Raw genomic sequence first — 18,744 nt, 5'->3', positions numbered from 1 at the left:
CGCTCCTGCCACCCCCGTGGTTGTAGATCCGCTTCCGCTGCACGCGTCCGTGACACGTGCCGACTTACGTCTGCTCGGCTACGTCACCAGGAACGCATGGTCCCCGTCGATACGTTCCACACTCCACCGAATGATCACGCAGACGTTATCGAAGAGAGACACGTCTTTGCAGCTCAGGGGGTGGGTTCACGCACGGCTCACACCGTCGTCGGCAGTGCTTTCGCGCCATCTTCGGTGACCCGGGTGGCCCCGAAGTAGTCGGGGGTGTCGATCGGGTCGAACCGGATCACCGCACCCGTTCGCGGCGCGTCGATCATGTACCCACCTCCGACATAAATGCCGACATGCCGGATGGCACGCGAATTGGTGAGGTCGTCCGAGAAGAACACGAGGTCTCCGGGGAGCAGTTCGTCCCGCGCGGGGTGCGGCCCGGCGTTGTACTGGTCGTTGGCGACGCGCGGCAGCTTGATGCCGACGGTCTCGTAGGCGGCCTGGGTCAATCCCGAGCAGTCGAAGCGTCCGCCCTGCTCAGCGGTGCCGGTGCCGCCCCAGAGGTAGGGCGTGCCGAGTTTCTTCTGCGCGTACTCGATGGCGCCGGCGGCCTGCTCGGAGGGGTCGACCCGCCCGACGGGCGCCGCGAAGCTCTCCGAGAGCGTCGTGATCCGCTTCACGTAGTTCCGGGTCTCGGTGTACGGCGGCACGCCCCCGTACTTGATCACCGCGTACGCCCCCGCGTTGTATGCAGCCAGCATGTTTTCGGTCAGATTCCCGCCAACCTTCTTCACGTACGACGCGAGTTCGCAGTCGTACGAGGCGGCGGAGGGAATCGCGTCCTTCGGGTCCCACACGTCACGGTCGCCGTCGCCGTCGCCGTCGATGCCGTGGGAGGCCCAGGTGCCGGGGATGAACTGCGCTATCCCCTGCGCGGCGGCGTGGCTCTGTGCCCTGGGGTTGAAGCCGCTCTCCTGGTAGAGCTGGGCGGCGAGCAGGGCCGGGCTGATGGCGGGGCAGAGATTGCCCCACTTCTGCACGAGGGCCGAGTACGCGGCGGGCACCGACCCCTTGGCCAGCGCCTTCGCCCCACCGCCGACCCCGTTGACCAGGTTTCCGGCGACGATGTAGACCCCGACGACGAGCAGCATCACGAAGGCCAGGGCGGAGCTGATCGCAACAGTCGCCACGATCCATGCCTTACGCACCGTCAACCGCCCCTCGCCGGCCAGGAGTCCGTCGCCTGGTCAGTGTAGAGGGGGCCGCCGAAGGCCGGAATGATCACGGGGAGGAGAGTCGGGGCGGAAAGGGGAACAGCCGACAGCACGGGGCGGCACACCGGGGGCAACCGGCGCACGGCCCCGTCACGGGTCACCCGCCGCCTCCCGGTACAGCCGCTCCGCCTCCGCGCGGAGCACCACGCTGTAGGACACGTCGGGGGTCGTCCCGCCGTCGTCATGGCCGCCGAGGACCCCAACGACCTGCCCGTCGCCGTTCACCCAGGGACTCCCGCTGGTGCCGCCGGTGAATCCAGGGCACACGATGCGCTGCTGGGTGGGGCTGTGCACGGTCGGCTTGTTGGTGCAGCTGACGGGCGTCTCGCGGGAGTCGGGGTATCCGGTGAGGGTCACGGCCGTCGCCCCCGTCGCCGTACCGGTGGCGAACCGGTAACCACCGACGACGTCCTCGACTCCCTTCCCGCCCCGCGGCGCGACCACGGCGAACGCCACGTCACTGTCCTCCCGCCGCCCCTCGACCCACCCATGGGGCAGGAACCGTCGCTTCACCTTCCACACCCCGTAGGGCGCACGGCCGTTCCGGTACCCGGGCACGAACACGAGCTCCCCACGCCCGTCCAGGCAGTGCGCCGCGGTGACGACGAGATTCCGGTACGGCGCCCGCACCACGGACGCGGTGCAGAAGTGGGCACCGGCCGGGTGGGCCGCCCGGCCGGCCGGGACGAGCACCCCGACCCGCGCGCTCCCCGCGACCGCCCCCGCGGTGACGGTCACACCGAGGGGCCCGGCCCCGTCGTCGGCCACCGCGGTGGACGCGGAGGTGAGGGCGACAAGGACCACGGCGAGGGACAGGACGCGCTTCATCGGGGCCACTGTGTCCGACGAAGGTGAGAAAAACGTTGCCGCCGACCCCAAGCACCCCTGGATCCCGGCCCCTTGGGTCAAGCCGCGCCCATCCCGCGGCCATCGGCCCGTCACCGATCGGTAAGCCCCGCACCCGCTTCAGTAAGGCGGAAGTCAGGATTCCGAAACCCGTCTTGTTGTCGCGTACTCAACAAGCGATCGTCGTCGCGGGTCGCCGCCCCCGCCGGGAACCGTACCGGCGGATCCCCCACCCGCAGGCCTCTGTCCACCACTGCCAGGAGGCTGTACCTTGCGCACGACACCGCACAACTCTCCCGCCGGCCGCCGCAGATGGCGCCGCACAGGCGCCGCCGTCACCGCCACCGCCGCACTCCTCCTCACCGGCCTCACCACCGCCGCCCACGCCGACACCGCCCGGGCGAGCACCTCCCGGGTCACCTGGACCCGCTCCTGCGCGCTCCCCCGCCACAAGGACGAGATGGCCTGCAACGCCCTGCGCGTCACGGGCGGCCGCACCGCCTTCCAGCAGCAGCACGGCATCTCACCCGGGGCCGCCGAGGCCTCCTCCCCCTCCGGCTACGGCCCCTCCGACCTCCGGGCCGCCTACGGCCTGACCTCCGCCGCCGCGAGCAACGGCACCGGCCGCACCATCGCCATCGTCGACGCCTACGACGACCCCAATGCCGAGTCCGACCTCGCCGCCTACCGCTCGCACTACGGCCTGCCCGCCTGCACCACTGCCGGCGGCTGCTTCAAGAAGGTGAGCCAGACCGGCTCCACCACCGCCCTCCCCACCGCCGACAGCGGCTGGGCCGGCGAGATATCCCTCGACCTCGACATGGCCAGTGCGCTCTGCCCGAACTGCCACATCCTCCTCGTCGAGGCCAAGTCCGCCTCCATGGCAAACCTGGGCACCGCCGTCAACGAGGCCGTCAGCCTGGGCGCCAAGTACGTCTCCAACAGCTACGGCGGCGGCGAATCCTCCTCCGACGCGACGTACGACTCCGCCTACTTCAACCACCCGGGCGTCGCCATCACCGTCAGCGCGGGCGACGGGGGCTACGGCGCCGAGTACCCGGCGGCCTCCAAGTACGTCACGGCCGTCGGCGGCACCAGGCTCACCACCTCCTCCACCACCCGCGGCTGGACCGAGAGCGTCTGGCGGACCAGCAGCACCGAAGGCACCGGCTCCGGCTGCTCCGCCTACGACGCCAAGCCCGCCTGGCAGACCGACACCGGCTGCGCCAAGCGCATGATCGCCGACGTCTCGGCCGTGGCCGACCCGGCGACCGGAGTCTCCGTCTACGACACCTACGGCGCCGACGGCCAGGGCTGGGCCACCTACGGCGGCACCAGCGCCTCCGCCCCGATCATCGCGAGCGTCTACGCCCTCGCGGGCACCCCCTCCAGCGGCTCCTACCCGGCGAGGTTCCCCTACGCGAAGACCTCCGCCCTGAACGACGTCACCAGCGGGACCAACGGCACCTGCGCCACCAGCTACTTCTGCACCGCCCGAACGGGCTATGACGGCCCGACCGGCTGGGGCACCCCGAACGGAGTCGGCGCCTTCACCGGCTGACCCTCCCTCTCGTGACGGACCGTCACCGGTGGGACGAACGGGCCGCGGCAACCCAGCCGCGGCCCGTTCGCCGCGCCAGGTAGCCTTCACCCGGAGAACACCGGGACGATCCCTCACCCGACCGACCGTCAGGAACGGTCCGGAAGGTGACGCAGGTCGCAAAAGGGCACAACGACGGAACCACACGACAGGTTCCACTCAGGCCTCATTGCCCGGCGTGAACTGCCGTGATACACAGAGTGACTATACGATCCTTCGTGCACCGTCCGTCCCCTCCCTTAGGGGCCGGCACGGAACAGTGGCAAGGTATTCGTACGAAACCCGCCAATCAATGACGCCAAGTCGACATACGACAGCGTCATTGTCGGCGAGAATGAGGCCTGACCTCTGCACGACCGCAGAGGATGCGGAACTACCCAACAGGGGCGGTGACTTACATGCTCTTTGCGGCCGATAAGGGAGACATCAACACGATCATCGGCGGGATCGCTCCGGACTGGGGCCCCTTCGGCAGCCTGGGCAACGAGGCCAAGGTGATGATCGAGGTCGTGATGGCGGTGGCCATCCTGCTCTGCCTCGGCATCGCCATCTGGGGCGCCGCCAAGCAGCGCATCGGTGCCACCGCCCTGCGGGACACCTTCAGCGCGGAGCAGGGCAAGGGCCTCATCATCGCGGGCCTCACCGGAGTCTTCATCATCGGCTCGCTCGGCACGCTCTTCACCATCGTGTACGGCATGGCCGTGTAGGCCGGGCCCCACCCGCCCCGGCCGGGCACGCCCGGCTCCCCCTCCATCCCACCCGCCCGTCGTGCCCACCGGCGAAGGTTGCGTTTCCCTGATGTCGAGTCACCACACCGCGCCCGCGCGGGAACCAGCACGGCTACCGTCGTACGAGGAGTACGAGCGGTACGACGTCGAGGGGGCGTACGCGGCATGAGTCTCGGTGACGAGCACGAGGCCTCCGGCGGTTACGGCGGCACGGGCCAGACCCGCACCCGCCTGCCCGACACCGGAGCCGACCCCTACGGCACCCCCCGCCGCCCCCGCTCGTCGTCCCGCAGCCTGGTCACGGTGGTCGGCGTAGTGGTCCTCCTCATCGCCGCGATCGCCTTCGCGAACCGGGGCGGAGGCGAACCCTCGTCCGCGGGCAGCGCCGACAAACCGGAGGCAGCGGCGACGGCGCCTTCGGGAAAACGGCCGGTGCAGTCGAAGACCGGCGGCACTCCATCGGGGTTCGCGCAAGACCAGCAGGGAGTGGAGAGCGCGGCGGCCAACTACGCCGTTGCACTGGGCTCGGCCGACATGTTCGACAAGGCAAGGCGTGACGCCGTCCTGCGGGCCATCATCGCTCCCTCCCGGGTGGCCGACTTCGAAGCGAGACTGGACAAGGCCTACACACCGGAGTTCAACAAGAACATCGGCCTCAACGAGGACGGCTCAGCGCCCGCGGGCTTCACGTTCGTGTCCCGAACGAGCCCGATCGGCACCAAGGTCACTGAGTATTCCGCCAGCAGCGCGACCGTCGAGGTCTGGTGCAGCGGTCTCCTTGGCCTTGCGGGCGAGAATTCCACGACTCCGGTCACGAGCAGTTGGTTCACCATCACGATGCAACTCGAGTGGGCCAACGGCGACTGGAAAATCGTGACGCACTCTCAGAAGGACGGCCCGACGCCCGTTCCCGGCGATGACAGGGCCTCCAGCGCCGAGGAGATGGCGAAGGCCGTCGAGGAGTACGGAGGCTTCACGTATGCCCGGTAGCTCGCACCGCGTGCTCAGGCTCGTCGGCTTCGTGGCCGCCGCACAGGCGTCCGCCCTAATGTTCGCCGCACGAGCCCTGGCAGCGCCCACACCCTCGCCGACACCGAGCGAGAGCAGCGACTGTTCGCTGATCGCTCCGCCTGCCAGGAAGTACTGCGAGGAAGGTGGCGGCGCCGGCGGAGGGGGCGGTTCCGCACCCCGCCTAGACCCCACCTCCACCCTCGACCCCCTCTCCTCGCTCGCCAAGGGCTGTGCCGACGCCGCCTCCTGGACCGTCGACAAGCTCAGCGACGCCGTGAAGGAGACGGCGAACGTCGACTTCACGAACCCCAAGTTCCTCCAGCAGTACGCCGTCGTCTTCGCCGCGTCGACGATCCTCACGCTCCTGCTCTGGCTCCTGGCCGTCGCCAAGCGAGCCGTCCGCGGCGTGCCCCTCACCACCGCCCTGTCCGAGGCCATCGGGTTCCTCTGGCTGACCGTGCTCGCCTCCGCCTTCACCCCGCTGATCCTCTACACCGTCGTCTCCGCGACGGACGGCATCACCGAGGTCCTCGCCAAAGCCACCGGCGACCAGACCGACGCCTTCTTCGGCACGTTCTCCGAGGCCCTCAACAAGGGCGAGGACATCGGCGGCGGCCCGATCATGCTGATCGTCGTCTCCCTGGTCAGCATCCTCGCCGCCGGAGTGCTGTGGCTGGAGCTCGTCATCCGCGCGGCGCTCCTCTACGTCGGCGCACTCCTCGGCACCGTCGTCTACGCCGGCCTCGTCGACAAGAACCTGTGGGGCCACGTCCGCCGCTGGGCGGGGATCATGATCGCCGTGATCCTGGTGAAGCCCGTGATCGTGATCGTGCTCGGCCTCGCCGGCGCGCTCTCCGCCGACGACGGCCCCGACGCCTTCTCCGCCGTCGTCTCCGGCCTCGCCATCATCCTGCTCGCCATCTTCGCCAGCGCGATGATCTACCGCTTCGTCCCCGGCTTCGGCGACGAGATCGCCGGCTCCCGCAACAACCGCCTCATGCAGGGCGCGGAGAGCAAGGCCGCCGCGGTCATCAGCTCCCCCGCGACCCTGGTCGCGCAGGGCATCAAGACCCACAGCTCCCGCGCCGACAACAACGGCGGAGGCAGCCAGTCCTCCGCCCCCCGCCCCAGCAACCCCGCCTCCGGCGGAGTCGCCGCGCACAGCTCGCGCCCCTCGAACGGCGGCGGCGGATCTGTCCCCTCCGCCGCACCCGCACCCCGTTCGGGCAGCCCCGTCAACACTCCCCACGCCAGCAACACCCGCAACAGCAGTACCAATCGCACGGGAGGTGAAGGGCGTTGACGACCGAGTCCCACGTGTCCCATCCGGTCACGCCCCGCCGTACGTATCTGATCGGCCGCGCCCGGCCGAACGCGATCATCGGCCGCAACCGCGAGACCGGCGAGATCGCCCTGATCGTCGTGGGCGCGTTCCTCGGCATGATGTGCGGGCTCCTCGTCCCCGTGCTGTCCCTGCGCATCGTGCTGCTCGCCGGGTTCCCGATGCTGGCGCTGGCCGCCGTGTACGTGCCGTACAAGCACCGCACCTTCTACAAGTGGTTCGAGATCAACCGCAGCTACAAGCGGACCCTGAAGCAGGGCGCCACCTACCGCTCCGCCGTCATCGAGGCCGGCACCCGGCTCGACGGCCGGGAGGTCGAGATCGGCCCACCCCCGGGAATCGGCCGGATCACCTGGCTGTCCGCCCCCTTCGGCCCCGACGAGATCGCCGTCCTGCTACACGCCGACCGCAAGACCGTCACCGCCGCCATCGAGATCGAGGGCCCCGGCGTCGGCCTGCGCGACAGCGAGGACCAGGAGGCCCTCGTCGACCGCTTCGGCACGCTGCTCAAGCACGTGGCCAACGGCGACGGCTTCGTCACCCGCCTGCAGATGCTCGCCCGCACCCTCCCCGCCGACCCGGACGCCCACGCCAAGGACGTCGCCGTCCGCGGCGACGACAAGGCACCGCCGTGGCTGCAGCAGTCCTACGACCAGCTCCAGTCGATGGTGTCCACCAGCAGCGAGCAGCACCGCGCCTACCTCGTCGCCTGCATGCACTACACCCGCGACCTCGCCGCCGAGGCGAACGCCATGGCCCGGGCCGCCCGCGCCCACGGCGGCAAGGTCGACCGGGACGCCGGACTCGCCGTCGTCATGGCCCGCGAGCTGACCGACATCTGCTCGCGCCTCCAGGAGGCCGACATCCGCGTACGGCAGCCGCTCGGCCAGAGCAGGCTGTCCTCGCTGATCCACTCCATGTACGACCCGGACCACCCGATCGACCACATCCAGGCGATGACGAAACGTAATGCCTGGCCGGCCGAGCTGGACGCCATGGAGCCCACCTACCTCCAGGCCAAGACCCGCGAGTCCTCCACCCGCGCCCCCTGGTGCCACGCCACCGCCTGGGTGAAGGAGTGGCCGATGACCCCCGTCGGCGTCAACTTCCTCGCCCCGCTGCTCGTCCACACCCCGGACGTCATCCGCACGGTCGCCGTCACCATGGACCTCGAACCCACCGAGGTCGCCATCGAGCGCATGCTCACGGAGAAGACCAACGACGAGGCCGAGGCGTCCCGCGCCGCCAAGATGAACCGCACCGTCGACCCGCGTGACGTCGCCGCCCACTCCCGGCTCGACCAGCGCGGCGAGGACCTCGCCAGCGGCGCCGCCGGTGTGAACCTCGTCGGCTACATCACCGTCTCCTCGCGTTCCCCCGACGCGCTCGCCCGCGACAAGCGCACGATAAGGGCCTCGGCAGGAAAGTCGTACCTCAAGCTGGAATGGTGCGACCGCGAGCACCACCGCGCCTTCGTGAACACCCTTCCCTTCGCCACCGGCATTCGGAGGTAGGACCTGATGCGGGACCCGCTGTCCGTCCTCACCGACGCCTTCACGTCCTTCCTCTTCGGGAAGGTCGAGACGACCCGGCTCCCGGTGCGCACGTCCACGGGCCAGGCCCAGGCGGTCTACCTCCCGACCGCCGCCCCCGGCCTCGGCGACTCCGGCGTCATCATCGGCCGCGAGGTGTACTCCGGGAAGGGCTACATCTACGACCCCTTCCAGCTGTACGGCCAGCAGCTCCCCGCACCCCACTGGCTGGTCCTCGGCGAGTCCGGCAACGGCAAGTCGGCGCTGGAGAAGACGTACGTCCTGCGCCAGCTCCGCTTCCGCGACCGTCAGGTCGTCGTGCTGGACGCCCAGGGCGAGGACGGGGTGGGTGAATGGAACCTCATCGCCCAGGAGCTGGGGATAACTCCCATCCGCCTGGACCCGATGGCGGCCCTGGACATGGGGATCCGCCTCAACCCGCTCGACCCCGCGATCACGACGACGGGCCAGCTCGCGCTGCTCCGCACGATCATCGAGGTCGCGATGGGCCACGGCCTGGACGAACGCTCCGGCTTCGCCCTGAAGGTCGCGCACGCCTACGTCAACGAGACCATCGTCGACCGCCAGCCGGTCCTCACCGACATCGTCGAGCAGCTGCGCCACCCCGAGCCCGAGTCGGCCGAGGCGATGAACGTCGCCATAGACGACGTACGGGCCTGGGGCCTGGACGTGGCCCTGGTCCTGGACCGCCTGGTCGACGGTGACCTGCGCGGCATGTTCGACGGCCCGACGACGGTCGGCATCGACCTGGACGCCCCGCTCATCGTCTTCGACCTGTCCCACATCGACCGCAACTCCATCGCCATGCCCATCCTCATGGCGATCGTCGGCGTGTGGCTGGAGCACACCTGGATCCGCCCCGACCGGAAGAAGCGCATCTTCCTGGTCGAGGAGGCCTGGCACATCATCAACAGCCCCTTCGTGGCCCAGCTCTTCCAGCGCCTGCTGAAGTTCGGCCGGCGACTGGGCCTGTCGTTCGTGGCGGTCGTCCACCACCTGTCCGACGTGGTGGACGGCGCGGCGGCGAAGGAGGCGGCGGCGATCCTGAAGATGGCCTCGACGCGGACGATCTACGCCCAGAAGGCCGACGAGGCGAGGGCCACGGGCCGGGTCCTCGGCCTGCCCCGCTGGGCGGTCGAGATCATCCCGACCCTCACCCCCGGCATCGCCGTCTGGGACGTCAACGGCAACGTCCAGGTCGTCAAACACCTGGTCACGGAGACCGAACGCCCCCTGGTGTTCACCGACCGCGCGATGACCGAGTCCTCCGCCGACCTCGAGGACGACGCCCTGCGCGCCGCCGAACTCGAGGCGGAGGAACGCGCGGCGGCCTTCGTGGAACACCACCTGGGTGACTCCGAATCGACGGTGGCGTAGGGGGAGGACGCGTGAGACCGGACGACCGCCGCATCCAGCGCGAGAGCCAGGGAGGCATCCCCGACGGCCTGCTGGTCGGCATACTCGCGTTCCTCCTCGGCATGACCCTGCTGGTGTGGACGGCCACCGGCCTCGCCGCCCTGTTCGCCCACGGCTCCTGGCCGTCCGGCGTCACCTTCACCCGCACGCCCCTCGCCATGCGCGGCCTCATCGCCCAGCCCCACGACATCCCCGGCGCCTGGCCCGACACACCCCCCGGCGAACTCTCGGGCTACGGCCTGTTCTGGGGCCTGTTCATCGGCCAGCTGATGATCCTGATCGTCCTGGCGGTGTTCGTGATGGGCACGCTGGCCAGATGGCGGGCGGTCCGGGCGAGGCGCCGTGCGGAGCGGGCGGCATCTGCGGCACCTCCGGGTGCGGCGAGGGTTGCGTACGAGGGAGGGCCGACGCAGCACGAGGTGCCGGCGACGGGGCAGCACGGGACACCGACATCGCCCCAGCCCGGCGCACCGACGCCGGCACCGGCCCAACACGGCGTACCGACCCCGGCCTCGCCCCCACACGGCACGCCGACGCCGACGCAGTACACGGCGCCCACGCCCTCACCACACGACGTACAGACGCCACCGCCGCCGCACACGGCCAGCGCACCGACGCACCACAGCACCCCCGCGCCGACGCAGCACGACGTCCCCACCCCCCGCCGCGCGGCCCCCGACGCGGCGGCCGCGCCCACGACCCCGGCCCCCCTGTTCGGGCAGGACCGGGTGAACGGGTGGGAAAGAATCCTCGTAGCCCCGAGGGAGACCCGCCAGACGACCGCCACCCAGGCGGTACGCGACGCGGAGGGCCCAGCCCTCATCGTCACCTCGAACCCCGCCCTCTGGCAGGAGACCAAGGACGCCCGGGCCAAACTGGGCCCCACCCACCTCTACGACCCCACCCACCTCTGCTCCACCCCGGCCCGCCTCCACTGGTCCCCCACAGCCGGCTGCGAGGACAAGGCGACGGCAACCCAACGAGCCACCGCCCTCCTCACCCCCGTCCGCCCCACCGCCAAACTCGACCAGGCCCTCGGCGACACCGCCGAGACACTCCTGCGGAGCTACCTGCACGCCGCCGCCATCGACGGCCGCACCATCCGCCACGTCCACCGCTGGTCCCAGGGCACCCAGATCCAGGACGCCGTACGCATCCTCCGTACCAACCCCAAGGCCGCCCCCGGCTCCGCGGGCGAACTCGAAGGCGCCCTCACCGCCCACCCCGAACGCCGGGACATGGCCCAGCAGCTGACGACCCGTGCCCTCGCGGCCCTCTCCACGGTCAATATCCGCGAGGCTTGCACTCCCAACCGAAATGATGCCCTCGCCCTGGATTCCTTCGTCCATGAAGGGGGCACGCTTTATGTGGTGGGTGAATCCATCGAGGACCCCAGGACGAAGCCGGGCGCGATGCCCCTCCTGACGGCCCTCGTCTCCAGCGTGGTCGAGCGCGGCCGGCGCATGGCCGAACGGTCATCCTCCGGTCGCCTCGACCCACCATTCACGCTCGTCCTGGACGACGTCGCCGCCGTGGCCCCGCTTCCCCAGCTCCCGGAGCTGCTGGCCACCGGAGCGGACCGGGGCATGCCGACCCTGGCCCTGCTCCGCTCCCGCGAACAGGGCCGCGCCCGCTGGCCGCACGACGAACTACCGGTCTGAGAAGGGCACCCCCACGGAGCTTCGCTCGAGCACGAACTCCAACTCCCGCTCCCCCGAGTCCCCGAGCGGCACGGCCAACCCGCTCGGCAGGAACCCGGCCCGGCGGTAGAACCGCTGCGCCCGCCCGTTCTCCTCGTGCACGATGAGCCGCACCCGCTCCAGCCCCCGCCCCCACGCCCACTCCAGGGCCGCGTCGAACAGCACCTCGGTGAGCCCACTCCCGCGCTCCTCGGGCCGCACGAACACGCCGACGACATGCCCCTGCTTCCGCTCCACGGGAAACCCGGCCCAGTCCGTCGTCCCGGGCTCCTCCACGAGCACGGTCAGCGTCCCCACCCACCGCCCGTCCGGCCCCTCGGCGATGATCTGCTGCGCCCGGTCCGCCCCTTCGGCGGCACCGGCCGTCCGCTCCCGCCAGAAGGAGTCCGGCCTGGCCGCGGCCTCCTCGTACGTCTCCAGGAAGGCCAGGTGCGCCACCGGATCCCGCAGCGCCGCGAGCCGCAGCTCCTTCGCCGCAGGCCACTCATCAGCACGGACGGACCGGATCACATAGCTCATGCCGGCAACGGTAGTACCCGGGTACGACACGCCTCACCCCGATTACCACCGCCGGTCCGACGCCCGCCGCCCCCGCACGCACGAGCATCGAAGCATGCTGACGGCACACGAACTGACCAAACGCTACGGCGACCGGACGGTCGTCACGGACCTGTCCTTCACCGTCCGCCCCGGCACCGTCACCGGCTTCCTCGGCCCGAACGGCGCCGGCAAGTCCACGACGATGCGCATGCTCCTCGGCCTCGACGCCCCCACCCGGGGACACGCGACCGTGGGCGGACGCTCCTACGCCGCCCACCCCGCGCCCCTCACGGAGGTCGGCGCCCTGCTGGAGGCCCGCTCCGTCCACCCCGGCCGCACGGCCTACCACCACCTGCGCGCCCTCGCCCTCACCCACGGCATCCCCCGGGCACGGGTCGAACAGGTCCTCGGCCTCACCGGCCTGACCGAGGTGGCCCACCGCCGCGTCAAGGGCTTCTCCCTCGGCATGGGCCAACGCCTCGGCATCGCCGCCGCCCTGCTCGGCGACCCGGCCACGCTCATCCTCGACGAGCCGGTCAACGGTCTCGACCCGGAGGGCGTGCTGTGGATCCGCAACCTCCTCAAGTCCCTCGCCGCCGAGGGCCGCACCGTCCTCGTCTCCTCCCACCTGATGAGCGAGATGGCCCTCACCGCCGAGCACCTGGTCATCATCGGCCGCGGCCGGCTCCTCGCCGACACCACGGTCACCGACTTCGTACGCGACTCGGGCGCCGGCACCGTCAAGGTCGTCACCCCGCAGTCCTCCGACCTCGTACGCCTCCTCGCCGCCCCCGGCGTCGACATCACCACCGACACCCCCGGCACCCTCCAGGTCCGCGGCACGGACGCCGAACACATCGGCCGCACGGCAGCCGCCCACGGCATCCCCGTCTACGAACTGACCCCCAACGCCGCCTCCCTGGAAGAGGCCTTCATGGACCTCACCCGCGACGCGGTCGAGTACACGGCGACCCTCGAAGGAGCGGCAGCATGACCACGGCGACCCTCCCCTACCGCGTGACCCCGGCCCGCGTCCTGCGCTCCGAGTGGCACAAGCTCCGGACCCTGCGCTCCACCTGGATCACCCTCATCGCCACCAGCGCCCTCACCGTCGCCATGGGCGCGGGCCTGGCCGCCGCCTACGACGGCAGCGACGAGGGCGGGATGGACACGGTCCTCTTCATCCTCCTCGGCACCCAGTTCGCCACGATCAACCTCGGCGTGCTGGGCGTCCTCGCCACGGCCGGCGAGTACTCCACGGGCCAGATCCGCGCCACGATGACCGCCGTCCCACGCCGCCTGCCCGTCCTGTGGTCCAAGGCAGCCGTCCTGGCCGCGATCGCCTTCCCCCTCACCCTGCTGACGAACCTGATCACCTTCCCCCTCGCCCAGTCCTTCCTCTCCGGCACCGACCAGGCGGCCTCCCTCGGGGATCCCGGCGTCCTGCGCGCCCTCGTCGGCAACGCGGCCGGCCTCACCCTGCTCGCCGTCCTCGCCCTCGGCATCGGCGCCCTCGTCCGCTCGGTCCCGATGGCCATCGGCGTCTTCATCGGCCTCATCATGATCGTCCCGGAGGTCCTGGCCATGCTCCCGTACGAGATCGTCGACGACGCCGTCCGCTACTTCCCCGGCAAGGCCCTGGAGACCCTCACCACCGCCCAGCCCCTGCCCGGCACGGCCTCCCCGGGCACCGCCCTCCTCGCCATGATCCTGTGGACGACGGCGACCCTCACACTGGCCGCTGCGGTCCTACGACGCCGAGACGTCTGACACGAGGCATCGGAAACCCGCACGATGGACCCCGTGACGGAAGACCGGGCGCCGGAGCCCCTCACCGAGTACGCCCACCGCCTCACCCGCCGGGTGCGCGCCTTCGACCGACGCCACCCCCTGCTGTGGGACCTGCACATCACCGGTTTCTGGGTGACCGCGGCCCTGATCGACTACGTCGGTGGCGGCTGGCGCAACATCGCCCACAATCTCGACGTCCCGGGCTGGCTGCTCCTCACCCTGACCCTCGGCTTCTCGGTCCCCCTCCTCTGGCGACGCACCCACCCCAGGGCCGTCCTCGTCGCCATGGCCCCCTTCGCCCTCGTCAACGCCTGGACCGGCGCGGCCCTCCAGGCGGCCCTGCTCCAGCTCGCCGTCGTCTACCACATCGCCCTGCGCCGGGCCCTGCGCAACCTGTGGTGGGCGACAGCCCTGGTGATCGCCCCCGTCCTGGTGTCGGTCGCCCGCCACGGTGAGGGCACCTGGGACCAGCAGGTCGGATCCCAGCTGATGTCCATCACCGTGGCCGCCCTCATCGGCATCACGGTGCGCACCCGCCGCAACTACACCGAGGCCCTGGAGGACCGCGCCCGCCGACTGGAGACCGAACGCGACCAGCAGGCCCAGCTCGCCACCGCCGCCGAACGCGCCCGCATCGCCCGCGAGATGCACGACATCATCGGCCACAACCTCTCCGTCATCACCGGCCTCGCCGACGGCGGCAGATACGCGGCCGCCAAGTCCCCCGAACGCGCCGCCCAGGCCCTCGACGCCATCGCCACCACCAGCCGCCAGGCCCTCACCGAACTCCGCCGCGTCCTGGACGTCATGCGGGAGGACGAACAGAACCAGGCCGACCTGACCCCCCAACCCGGCCTCGCGGACCTCGACCACCTCCTCGACGGCGTCCGATCCGCAGGCCTCCCCGTCCACACCACCACCCACGGCAACCCCACCCTCCCCCCGGGCCGCCAGCTCACGGTCTACCGCGTCATCCAGGAAGCCCTCACCAACACCCTCAAACACGCCGGCCCCGACGCCACCGCCCAGATAGAACTGTCCTACGCGGACAAGGCAGCGGTGACAGTGACAATCACGGACACGGGCACCGGCAGCCGAACCGACGGCCCGGCCCCAGGCGGTCGTGGCCTTCCCGGAATGCGCGAGCGAACCGCCCTGTACGGCGGCACACTTGAGGCCGGCCCCCGCCCGCACCCCGAGCAGGGCTGGCGCGTCCGCCTACACCTCCCGGAGGAAAACCCGCAGTGACCACGGTCCTGATCGCCGACGACCAGCCCCTTCAGCGTTTCGGCTCCCGCATGCTCCTGGAGAGCCAGGACGACATGACGGTCGTGGGCGAGGCGGCGAACGGCAGCGAAGCGGTCCGCATGGCGGCGGAGCTCCACCCCGACGTCGTCCTCATGGACATCCGCATGCCCGGCCTGGACGGCATCGAGGCGACCCGCCGCATCACCGCCGCCGGCGACCGCACCCGCATCCTGATCGTCACCACCTTCGACCTGGACGAGTACGCCTACGCCGGCCTCCGCGCCGGAGCCTCAGGCTTCCTCGTCAAGGACGCCCAACCCGAGGAACTCCTCGCCGGCATCCGCGCGGTCGCCACCGGCGACGCCGTCGTGGCCCCCAGCCTCACCCGCCGCCTCCTCGACGCCTACGTCCACCACCTGCCGACCGATCCGGCTACGGAAACCTCGCCCGAGGAGGACCCACGCCTCGCTTCCCTCACCGACCGGGAACGCGAAATCCTCACGGTCATCGGCAAGGGCTGGACGAACACGGAGATAGCCACGCGCCTGCACCTGGCCGAGTCGACGGTGAAAACGCACGTGGGCCGGATCCTCGCGAAGACCGGCTCCCGTGACCGCATTCAGGCGGTGATCCTGGCGTACGACACCAAGCTGGTACAGCCGTCGTGAAACGCAAAAAGGCCCACACCGTAAGGTGTGGGCCTTTTCAATAATAGTTCGGCGGCGTCCTACTCTCCCACAGGGTCCCCCCTGCAGTACCATCGGCGCTGTAAGGCTTAGCTTCCGGGTTCGGATGTAACCGGGCGTTTCCCCTACGCTATAACCACCGAAACACTATGAAACTGTCAGCCGCACCACACCATGACCATGGCATGGGGCTGTTCGTGGTTTCAGAACCAACACAGTGGACGCGAGCAACTGAGGACAAGCCCTCGGCCTATTAGTACCGGTCACCTCCACACGTTACCGTGCTTCCAGATCCGGCCTATCAACCCAGTCGTCTACTGGGAGCCTTACCCCATCAAGTGGGTGGGAGTCCTCATCTCGAAGCAGGCTTCCCGCTTAGATGCTTTCAGCGGTTATCCCTCCCGAACGTAGCCAACCAGCCATGCCCTTGGCAGAACAACTGGCACACCAGAGGTTCGTCCGTCCCGGTCCTCTCGTACTAGGGACAGCCCTTCTCAAGACTCCTACGCGCACAGCGGATAGGGACCGAACTGTCTCACGACGTTCTAAACCCAGCTCGCGTACCGCTTTAATGGGCGAACAGCCCAACCCTTGGGACCGACTCCAGCCCCAGGATGCGACGAGCCGACATCGAGGTGCCAAACCATCCCGTCGATATGGACTCTTGGGGAAGATCAGCCTGTTATCCCCGGGGTACCTTTTATCCGTTGAGCGACGGCGCTTCCACAAGCCACCGCCGGATCACTAGTCCCGACTTTCGTCCCTGCTCGACCCGTCGGTCTCACAGTCAAGCTCCCTTGTGCACTTACACTCAACACCTGATTGCCAACCAGGCTGAGGGAACCTTTGGGCGCCTCCGTTACCCTTTAGGAGGCAACCGCCCCAGTTAAACTACCCATCAGACACTGTCCCTGATCCGGATCACGGACCCAGGTTAGACATCCAGCACGACCAGACTGGTATTTCAACGACGACTCCACACTAACTGGCGTTAGCGCTTCACAGTCTCCCAGCTATCCTACACAAGCCGAACCGAACACCAATATCAAACTGTAGTAAAGGTCCCGGGGTCTTTCCGTCCTGCTGCGCGAAACGAGCATCTTTACTCGTAGTGCAATTTCACCGGGCCTATGGTTGAGACAGTCGAGAAGTCGTTACGCCATTCGTGCAGGTCGGAACTTACCCGACAAGGAATTTCGCTACCTTAGGATGGTTATAGTTACCACCGCCGTTTACTGGCGCTTAAGTTCTCAGCTTCGCCCCACCGAAATGGAGCTAACCGGTCCCCTTAACGTTCCAGCACCGGGCAGGCGTCAGTCCGTATACATCGCCTTACGGCTTCGCACGGACCTGTGTTTTTAGTAAACAGTCGCTTCTCGCTGGTCTCTGCGGCCACCCCCAGCTCAGAGCGCGAAGCTCATCACCAGATGTGGCCCCCCTTCTCCCGAAGTTACGGGGGCATTTTGCCGAGTTCCTTAACCATAGTTCACCCGAACGCCTCGGTATTCTCTACCTGACCACCTGAGTCGGTTTAGGGTACGGGCCGCCATGAAACTCGCTAGAGGCTTTTCTCGACAGCATAGGATCATCCACTTCACCACAATCGGCTCGGCATCAGGTCTCAGCCCTGTGTGCGACGGATTTACCTACCGCACGGCCTACACCCTTACCCCGGGACAACCACCGCCCGGGCTGGACTACCTTCCTGCGTCACCCCATCACTCACCTACTAACCGCTTGGTTCAGCGGCTCCACCACTCCCCCTCACTCCGAAGAGATCAGGGGCGGCTTCACGGCCTTAGCATCACGATGCTCGATGTTTGACGCTTCACAGCGGGTACCGGAATATCAACCGGTTATCCATCGACTACGCCTGTCGGCCTCGCCTTAGGTCCCGACTTACCCTGGGCAGATCAGCTTGACCCAGGAACCCTTAGTCAATCGGCGCACACGTTTCTCACGTGTGAATCGCTACTCATGCCTGCATTCTCACTCGTCAACCGTCCACAACTCGCTTACACGGCTGCTTCACCCGGCAGACGACGCTCCCCTACCCATCCACACACCCGTTGGGGCTATTGTGTGAATGACACGACTTCGGCGGTACGCTTGAGCCCCGCTACATTGTCGGCGCGGAATCACTAGACCAGTGAGCTATTACGCACTCTTTCAAGGGTGGCTGCTTCTAAGCCAACCTCCTGGTTGTCTGTGCGACTCCACATCCTTTCCCACTTAGCGTACGCTTAGGGGCCTTAGTCGATGCTCTGGGCTGTTTCCCTCTCGACCATGGAGCTTATCCCCCACAGTCTCACTGCCGCGCTCTCACTTACCGGCATTCGGAGTTTGGCTAAGGTCAGTAACCCGGTAGGGCCCATCGCCTATCCAGTGCTCTACCTCCGGCAAGAAACACACGACGCTGCACCTAAATGCATTTCGGGGAGAACCAGCTATCACGGAGTTTGATTGGCCTTTCACCCCTAACCACAGGTCATCCCCCAGGTTTTCAACCCTGGTGGGTTCGGTCCTCCACGAAGTCTTACCTCCGCTTCAACCTGCCCATGGCTAGATCACTCCGCTTCGGGTCTTGAGCGTGCTACTACAGCGCCCTATTCGGACTCGCTTTCGCTACGGCTTCCCCACCCGGGTTAACCTCGCAACACACCGCAAACTCGCAGGCTCATTCTTCAAAAGGCACGCAGTCACGAGAACAAGGCAAGCCTTGTTCCGACGCTCCCACGGCTTGTAGGCACACGGTTTCAGGTACTATTTCACTCCCCTCCCGGGGTACTTTTCACCATTCCCTCACGGTACTATCCGCTATCGGTCACCAGGGAATATTTAGGCTTAGCGGGTGGTCCCGCCAGATTCACACGGGATTTCTCGGGCCCCGTGCTACTTGGGTGTCTCTCAAACGAGCCGCTGACGTTTCGACTACGGGGGTCTTACCCTCTACGCCGGACCTTTCGCATGTCCTTCGCCTACATCAACGGTTTCTGACTCGTCTCACAGCCGGCAGAC

At 68.5% G+C, this 18,744-nt stretch carries 14 protein-coding genes and 2 rRNA genes (1 of these 16 cut by a window edge); 11 read left to right on the top strand and 5 right to left on the bottom strand.

Annotated elements, in window-relative coordinates:
* Positions 1-197: 197 nt before the first annotated feature.
* Positions 198-1,205 (bottom strand): NlpC/P60 family protein, encoded by a 1,008-nt coding sequence (locus tag SCNRRL3882_RS21795; RefSeq protein WP_029180933.1) that lies wholly within the window; start codon positions 1,203-1,205, stop codon positions 198-200.
* A gap of 150 nt (positions 1,206-1,355) precedes the next feature.
* Entirely contained in the window at positions 1,356-2,093 is a 738-nt protein-coding gene (locus SCNRRL3882_RS21790) for a trypsin-like peptidase domain-containing protein (protein WP_010036297.1), read from the bottom strand.
* A 289-nt stretch (positions 2,094-2,382) separates the two neighbouring features.
* Here SCNRRL3882_RS21790 and SCNRRL3882_RS21785 point away from each other — a divergent pair, with 289 nt between their 5' ends.
* The 7 genes from SCNRRL3882_RS21785 to SCNRRL3882_RS21755 all read left to right on the top strand — a co-directional run bounded on the left by SCNRRL3882_RS21785 (position 2,383) and on the right by SCNRRL3882_RS21755 (position 11,422).
* On the top strand, positions 2,383-3,672 hold the full coding sequence (locus tag SCNRRL3882_RS21785; RefSeq protein WP_010036298.1) for a S53 family peptidase: 1,290 nt from the start codon (positions 2,383-2,385) through the stop codon (positions 3,670-3,672).
* A 437-nt stretch (positions 3,673-4,109) separates the two neighbouring features.
* The gene (locus SCNRRL3882_RS21780) at positions 4,110-4,418 is read left to right on the top strand and encodes a hypothetical protein (protein WP_003991275.1); all 309 of its coding nucleotides are present in this window, start codon (positions 4,110-4,112) and stop codon (positions 4,416-4,418) included.
* Positions 4,419-4,604: 186 nt separating this feature from the next.
* Positions 4,605-5,429, top strand: coding sequence for a hypothetical protein (locus tag SCNRRL3882_RS21775; RefSeq protein ID WP_010036301.1), 825 nt, complete (start codon positions 4,605-4,607; stop codon positions 5,427-5,429).
* On the top strand, positions 5,419-6,753 hold the full coding sequence (locus SCNRRL3882_RS21770) for a hypothetical protein (protein ID WP_010036303.1): 1,335 nt from the start codon (positions 5,419-5,421) through the stop codon (positions 6,751-6,753). The genes SCNRRL3882_RS21775 and SCNRRL3882_RS21770 overlap by 11 nt, the downstream gene beginning before the upstream one ends.
* On the top strand, positions 6,750-8,306 hold the full coding sequence (locus SCNRRL3882_RS21765; protein ID WP_010036304.1) for an SCO6880 family protein: 1,557 nt from the start codon (positions 6,750-6,752) through the stop codon (positions 8,304-8,306). Before SCNRRL3882_RS21770 ends, SCNRRL3882_RS21765 begins: the two co-directional genes overlap by 4 nt.
* A 6-nt stretch (positions 8,307-8,312) precedes the next feature.
* Positions 8,313-9,722 carry an ATP-binding protein gene (locus tag SCNRRL3882_RS21760; RefSeq protein WP_010036307.1) on the top strand — a complete coding sequence of 470 codons (1,410 nt, stop codon included), beginning with the start codon at positions 8,313-8,315 and terminating at the stop codon, positions 9,720-9,722.
* 11 nt (positions 9,723-9,733) lie between these two features.
* Positions 9,734-11,422, top strand: coding sequence for a type IV secretory system conjugative DNA transfer family protein (locus SCNRRL3882_RS21755; protein WP_010036310.1), 1,689 nt, complete (start codon positions 9,734-9,736; stop codon positions 11,420-11,422).
* Here SCNRRL3882_RS21755 and SCNRRL3882_RS21750 read toward each other — a convergent pair.
* A complete protein-coding gene (locus SCNRRL3882_RS21750; protein WP_040902682.1) occupies positions 11,411-11,980 on the bottom strand; it encodes a GNAT family N-acetyltransferase in 570 nt (189 codons plus the stop codon). The two genes, SCNRRL3882_RS21755 and SCNRRL3882_RS21750, sit on opposite strands and share 12 nt — an antisense overlap.
* Positions 11,981-12,074: 94 nt before the next feature.
* On the opposite strand from SCNRRL3882_RS21750, the gene SCNRRL3882_RS21745 reads away from it, so the two are divergent.
* Genes SCNRRL3882_RS21745 through SCNRRL3882_RS21730 form a run of 4 tightly spaced genes read left to right on the top strand, consistent with a single transcriptional unit; the run spans position 12,075 to position 15,708 of the window.
* Entirely contained in the window at positions 12,075-12,995 is a 921-nt protein-coding gene (locus tag SCNRRL3882_RS21745; protein WP_010036315.1) for an ABC transporter ATP-binding protein, read from the top strand.
* Positions 12,992-13,771: an ABC transporter permease gene (locus tag SCNRRL3882_RS21740; protein ID WP_010036318.1), complete on the top strand. Its 780-nt coding sequence runs from the start codon at positions 12,992-12,994 to the stop codon at positions 13,769-13,771. The genes SCNRRL3882_RS21745 and SCNRRL3882_RS21740 overlap by 4 nt, the downstream gene beginning before the upstream one ends.
* A 24-nt stretch (positions 13,772-13,795) precedes the next feature.
* A complete protein-coding gene (locus SCNRRL3882_RS21735; protein ID WP_029180934.1) occupies positions 13,796-15,040 on the top strand; it encodes a sensor histidine kinase in 1,245 nt (414 codons plus the stop codon).
* On the top strand, positions 15,037-15,708 hold the full coding sequence (locus SCNRRL3882_RS21730) for a response regulator (RefSeq protein ID WP_010036324.1): 672 nt from the start codon (positions 15,037-15,039) through the stop codon (positions 15,706-15,708). The genes SCNRRL3882_RS21735 and SCNRRL3882_RS21730 overlap by 4 nt, the downstream gene beginning before the upstream one ends.
* A gap of 46 nt (positions 15,709-15,754) precedes the next feature.
* On the opposite strand, the gene rrf is transcribed toward SCNRRL3882_RS21730, so the two are convergent.
* A 5S ribosomal RNA gene (gene rrf, locus SCNRRL3882_RS21725) occupies positions 15,755-15,870 on the bottom strand.
* Between the two features lie 89 nt (positions 15,871-15,959).
* Positions 15,960-18,744, bottom strand: a 23S ribosomal RNA gene (locus SCNRRL3882_RS21720) (it continues 337 nt past the right edge of the window).

It is taken from the genome of Streptomyces chartreusis NRRL 3882 (assembly GCF_900236475.1).
GTDB classification, from domain to species: domain Bacteria; phylum Actinomycetota; class Actinomycetes; order Streptomycetales; family Streptomycetaceae; genus Streptomyces; species Streptomyces chartreusis_D.
This window is presented reverse-complemented; position numbering and strand designations above follow the sequence as displayed.

What these genes read in the sequence shown, in the direction of transcription:
- SCNRRL3882_RS21740 (WP_010036318.1), top strand. Translation starts at nt 12,992, where the DNA reads ATGACCACGGCGACCCTCCCCTACCGCGTGACCCCGGCCCGCGTCCTG.
- SCNRRL3882_RS21735 (WP_029180934.1), top strand. Translation starts at nt 13,796, where the DNA reads ATGGACCCCGTGACGGAAGACCGGGCGCCGGAGCCCCTCACCGAGTAC.
- SCNRRL3882_RS21780 (WP_003991275.1), top strand. Translation starts at nt 4,110, where the DNA reads ATGCTCTTTGCGGCCGATAAGGGAGACATCAACACGATCATCGGCGGG.
- SCNRRL3882_RS21750 (WP_040902682.1), bottom strand. Translation starts at nt 11,980, where the DNA reads ATGAGCTATGTGATCCGGTCCGTCCGTGCTGATGAGTGGCCTGCGGCG.
- SCNRRL3882_RS21775 (WP_010036301.1), top strand. Translation starts at nt 4,605, where the DNA reads ATGAGTCTCGGTGACGAGCACGAGGCCTCCGGCGGTTACGGCGGCACG.
- SCNRRL3882_RS21760 (WP_010036307.1), top strand. Translation starts at nt 8,313, where the DNA reads ATGCGGGACCCGCTGTCCGTCCTCACCGACGCCTTCACGTCCTTCCTC.
- SCNRRL3882_RS21745 (WP_010036315.1), top strand. Translation starts at nt 12,075, where the DNA reads ATGCTGACGGCACACGAACTGACCAAACGCTACGGCGACCGGACGGTC.
- SCNRRL3882_RS21770 (WP_010036303.1), top strand. Translation starts at nt 5,419, where the DNA reads ATGCCCGGTAGCTCGCACCGCGTGCTCAGGCTCGTCGGCTTCGTGGCC.
- SCNRRL3882_RS21790 (WP_010036297.1), bottom strand. Translation starts at nt 2,093, where the DNA reads ATGAAGCGCGTCCTGTCCCTCGCCGTGGTCCTTGTCGCCCTCACCTCC.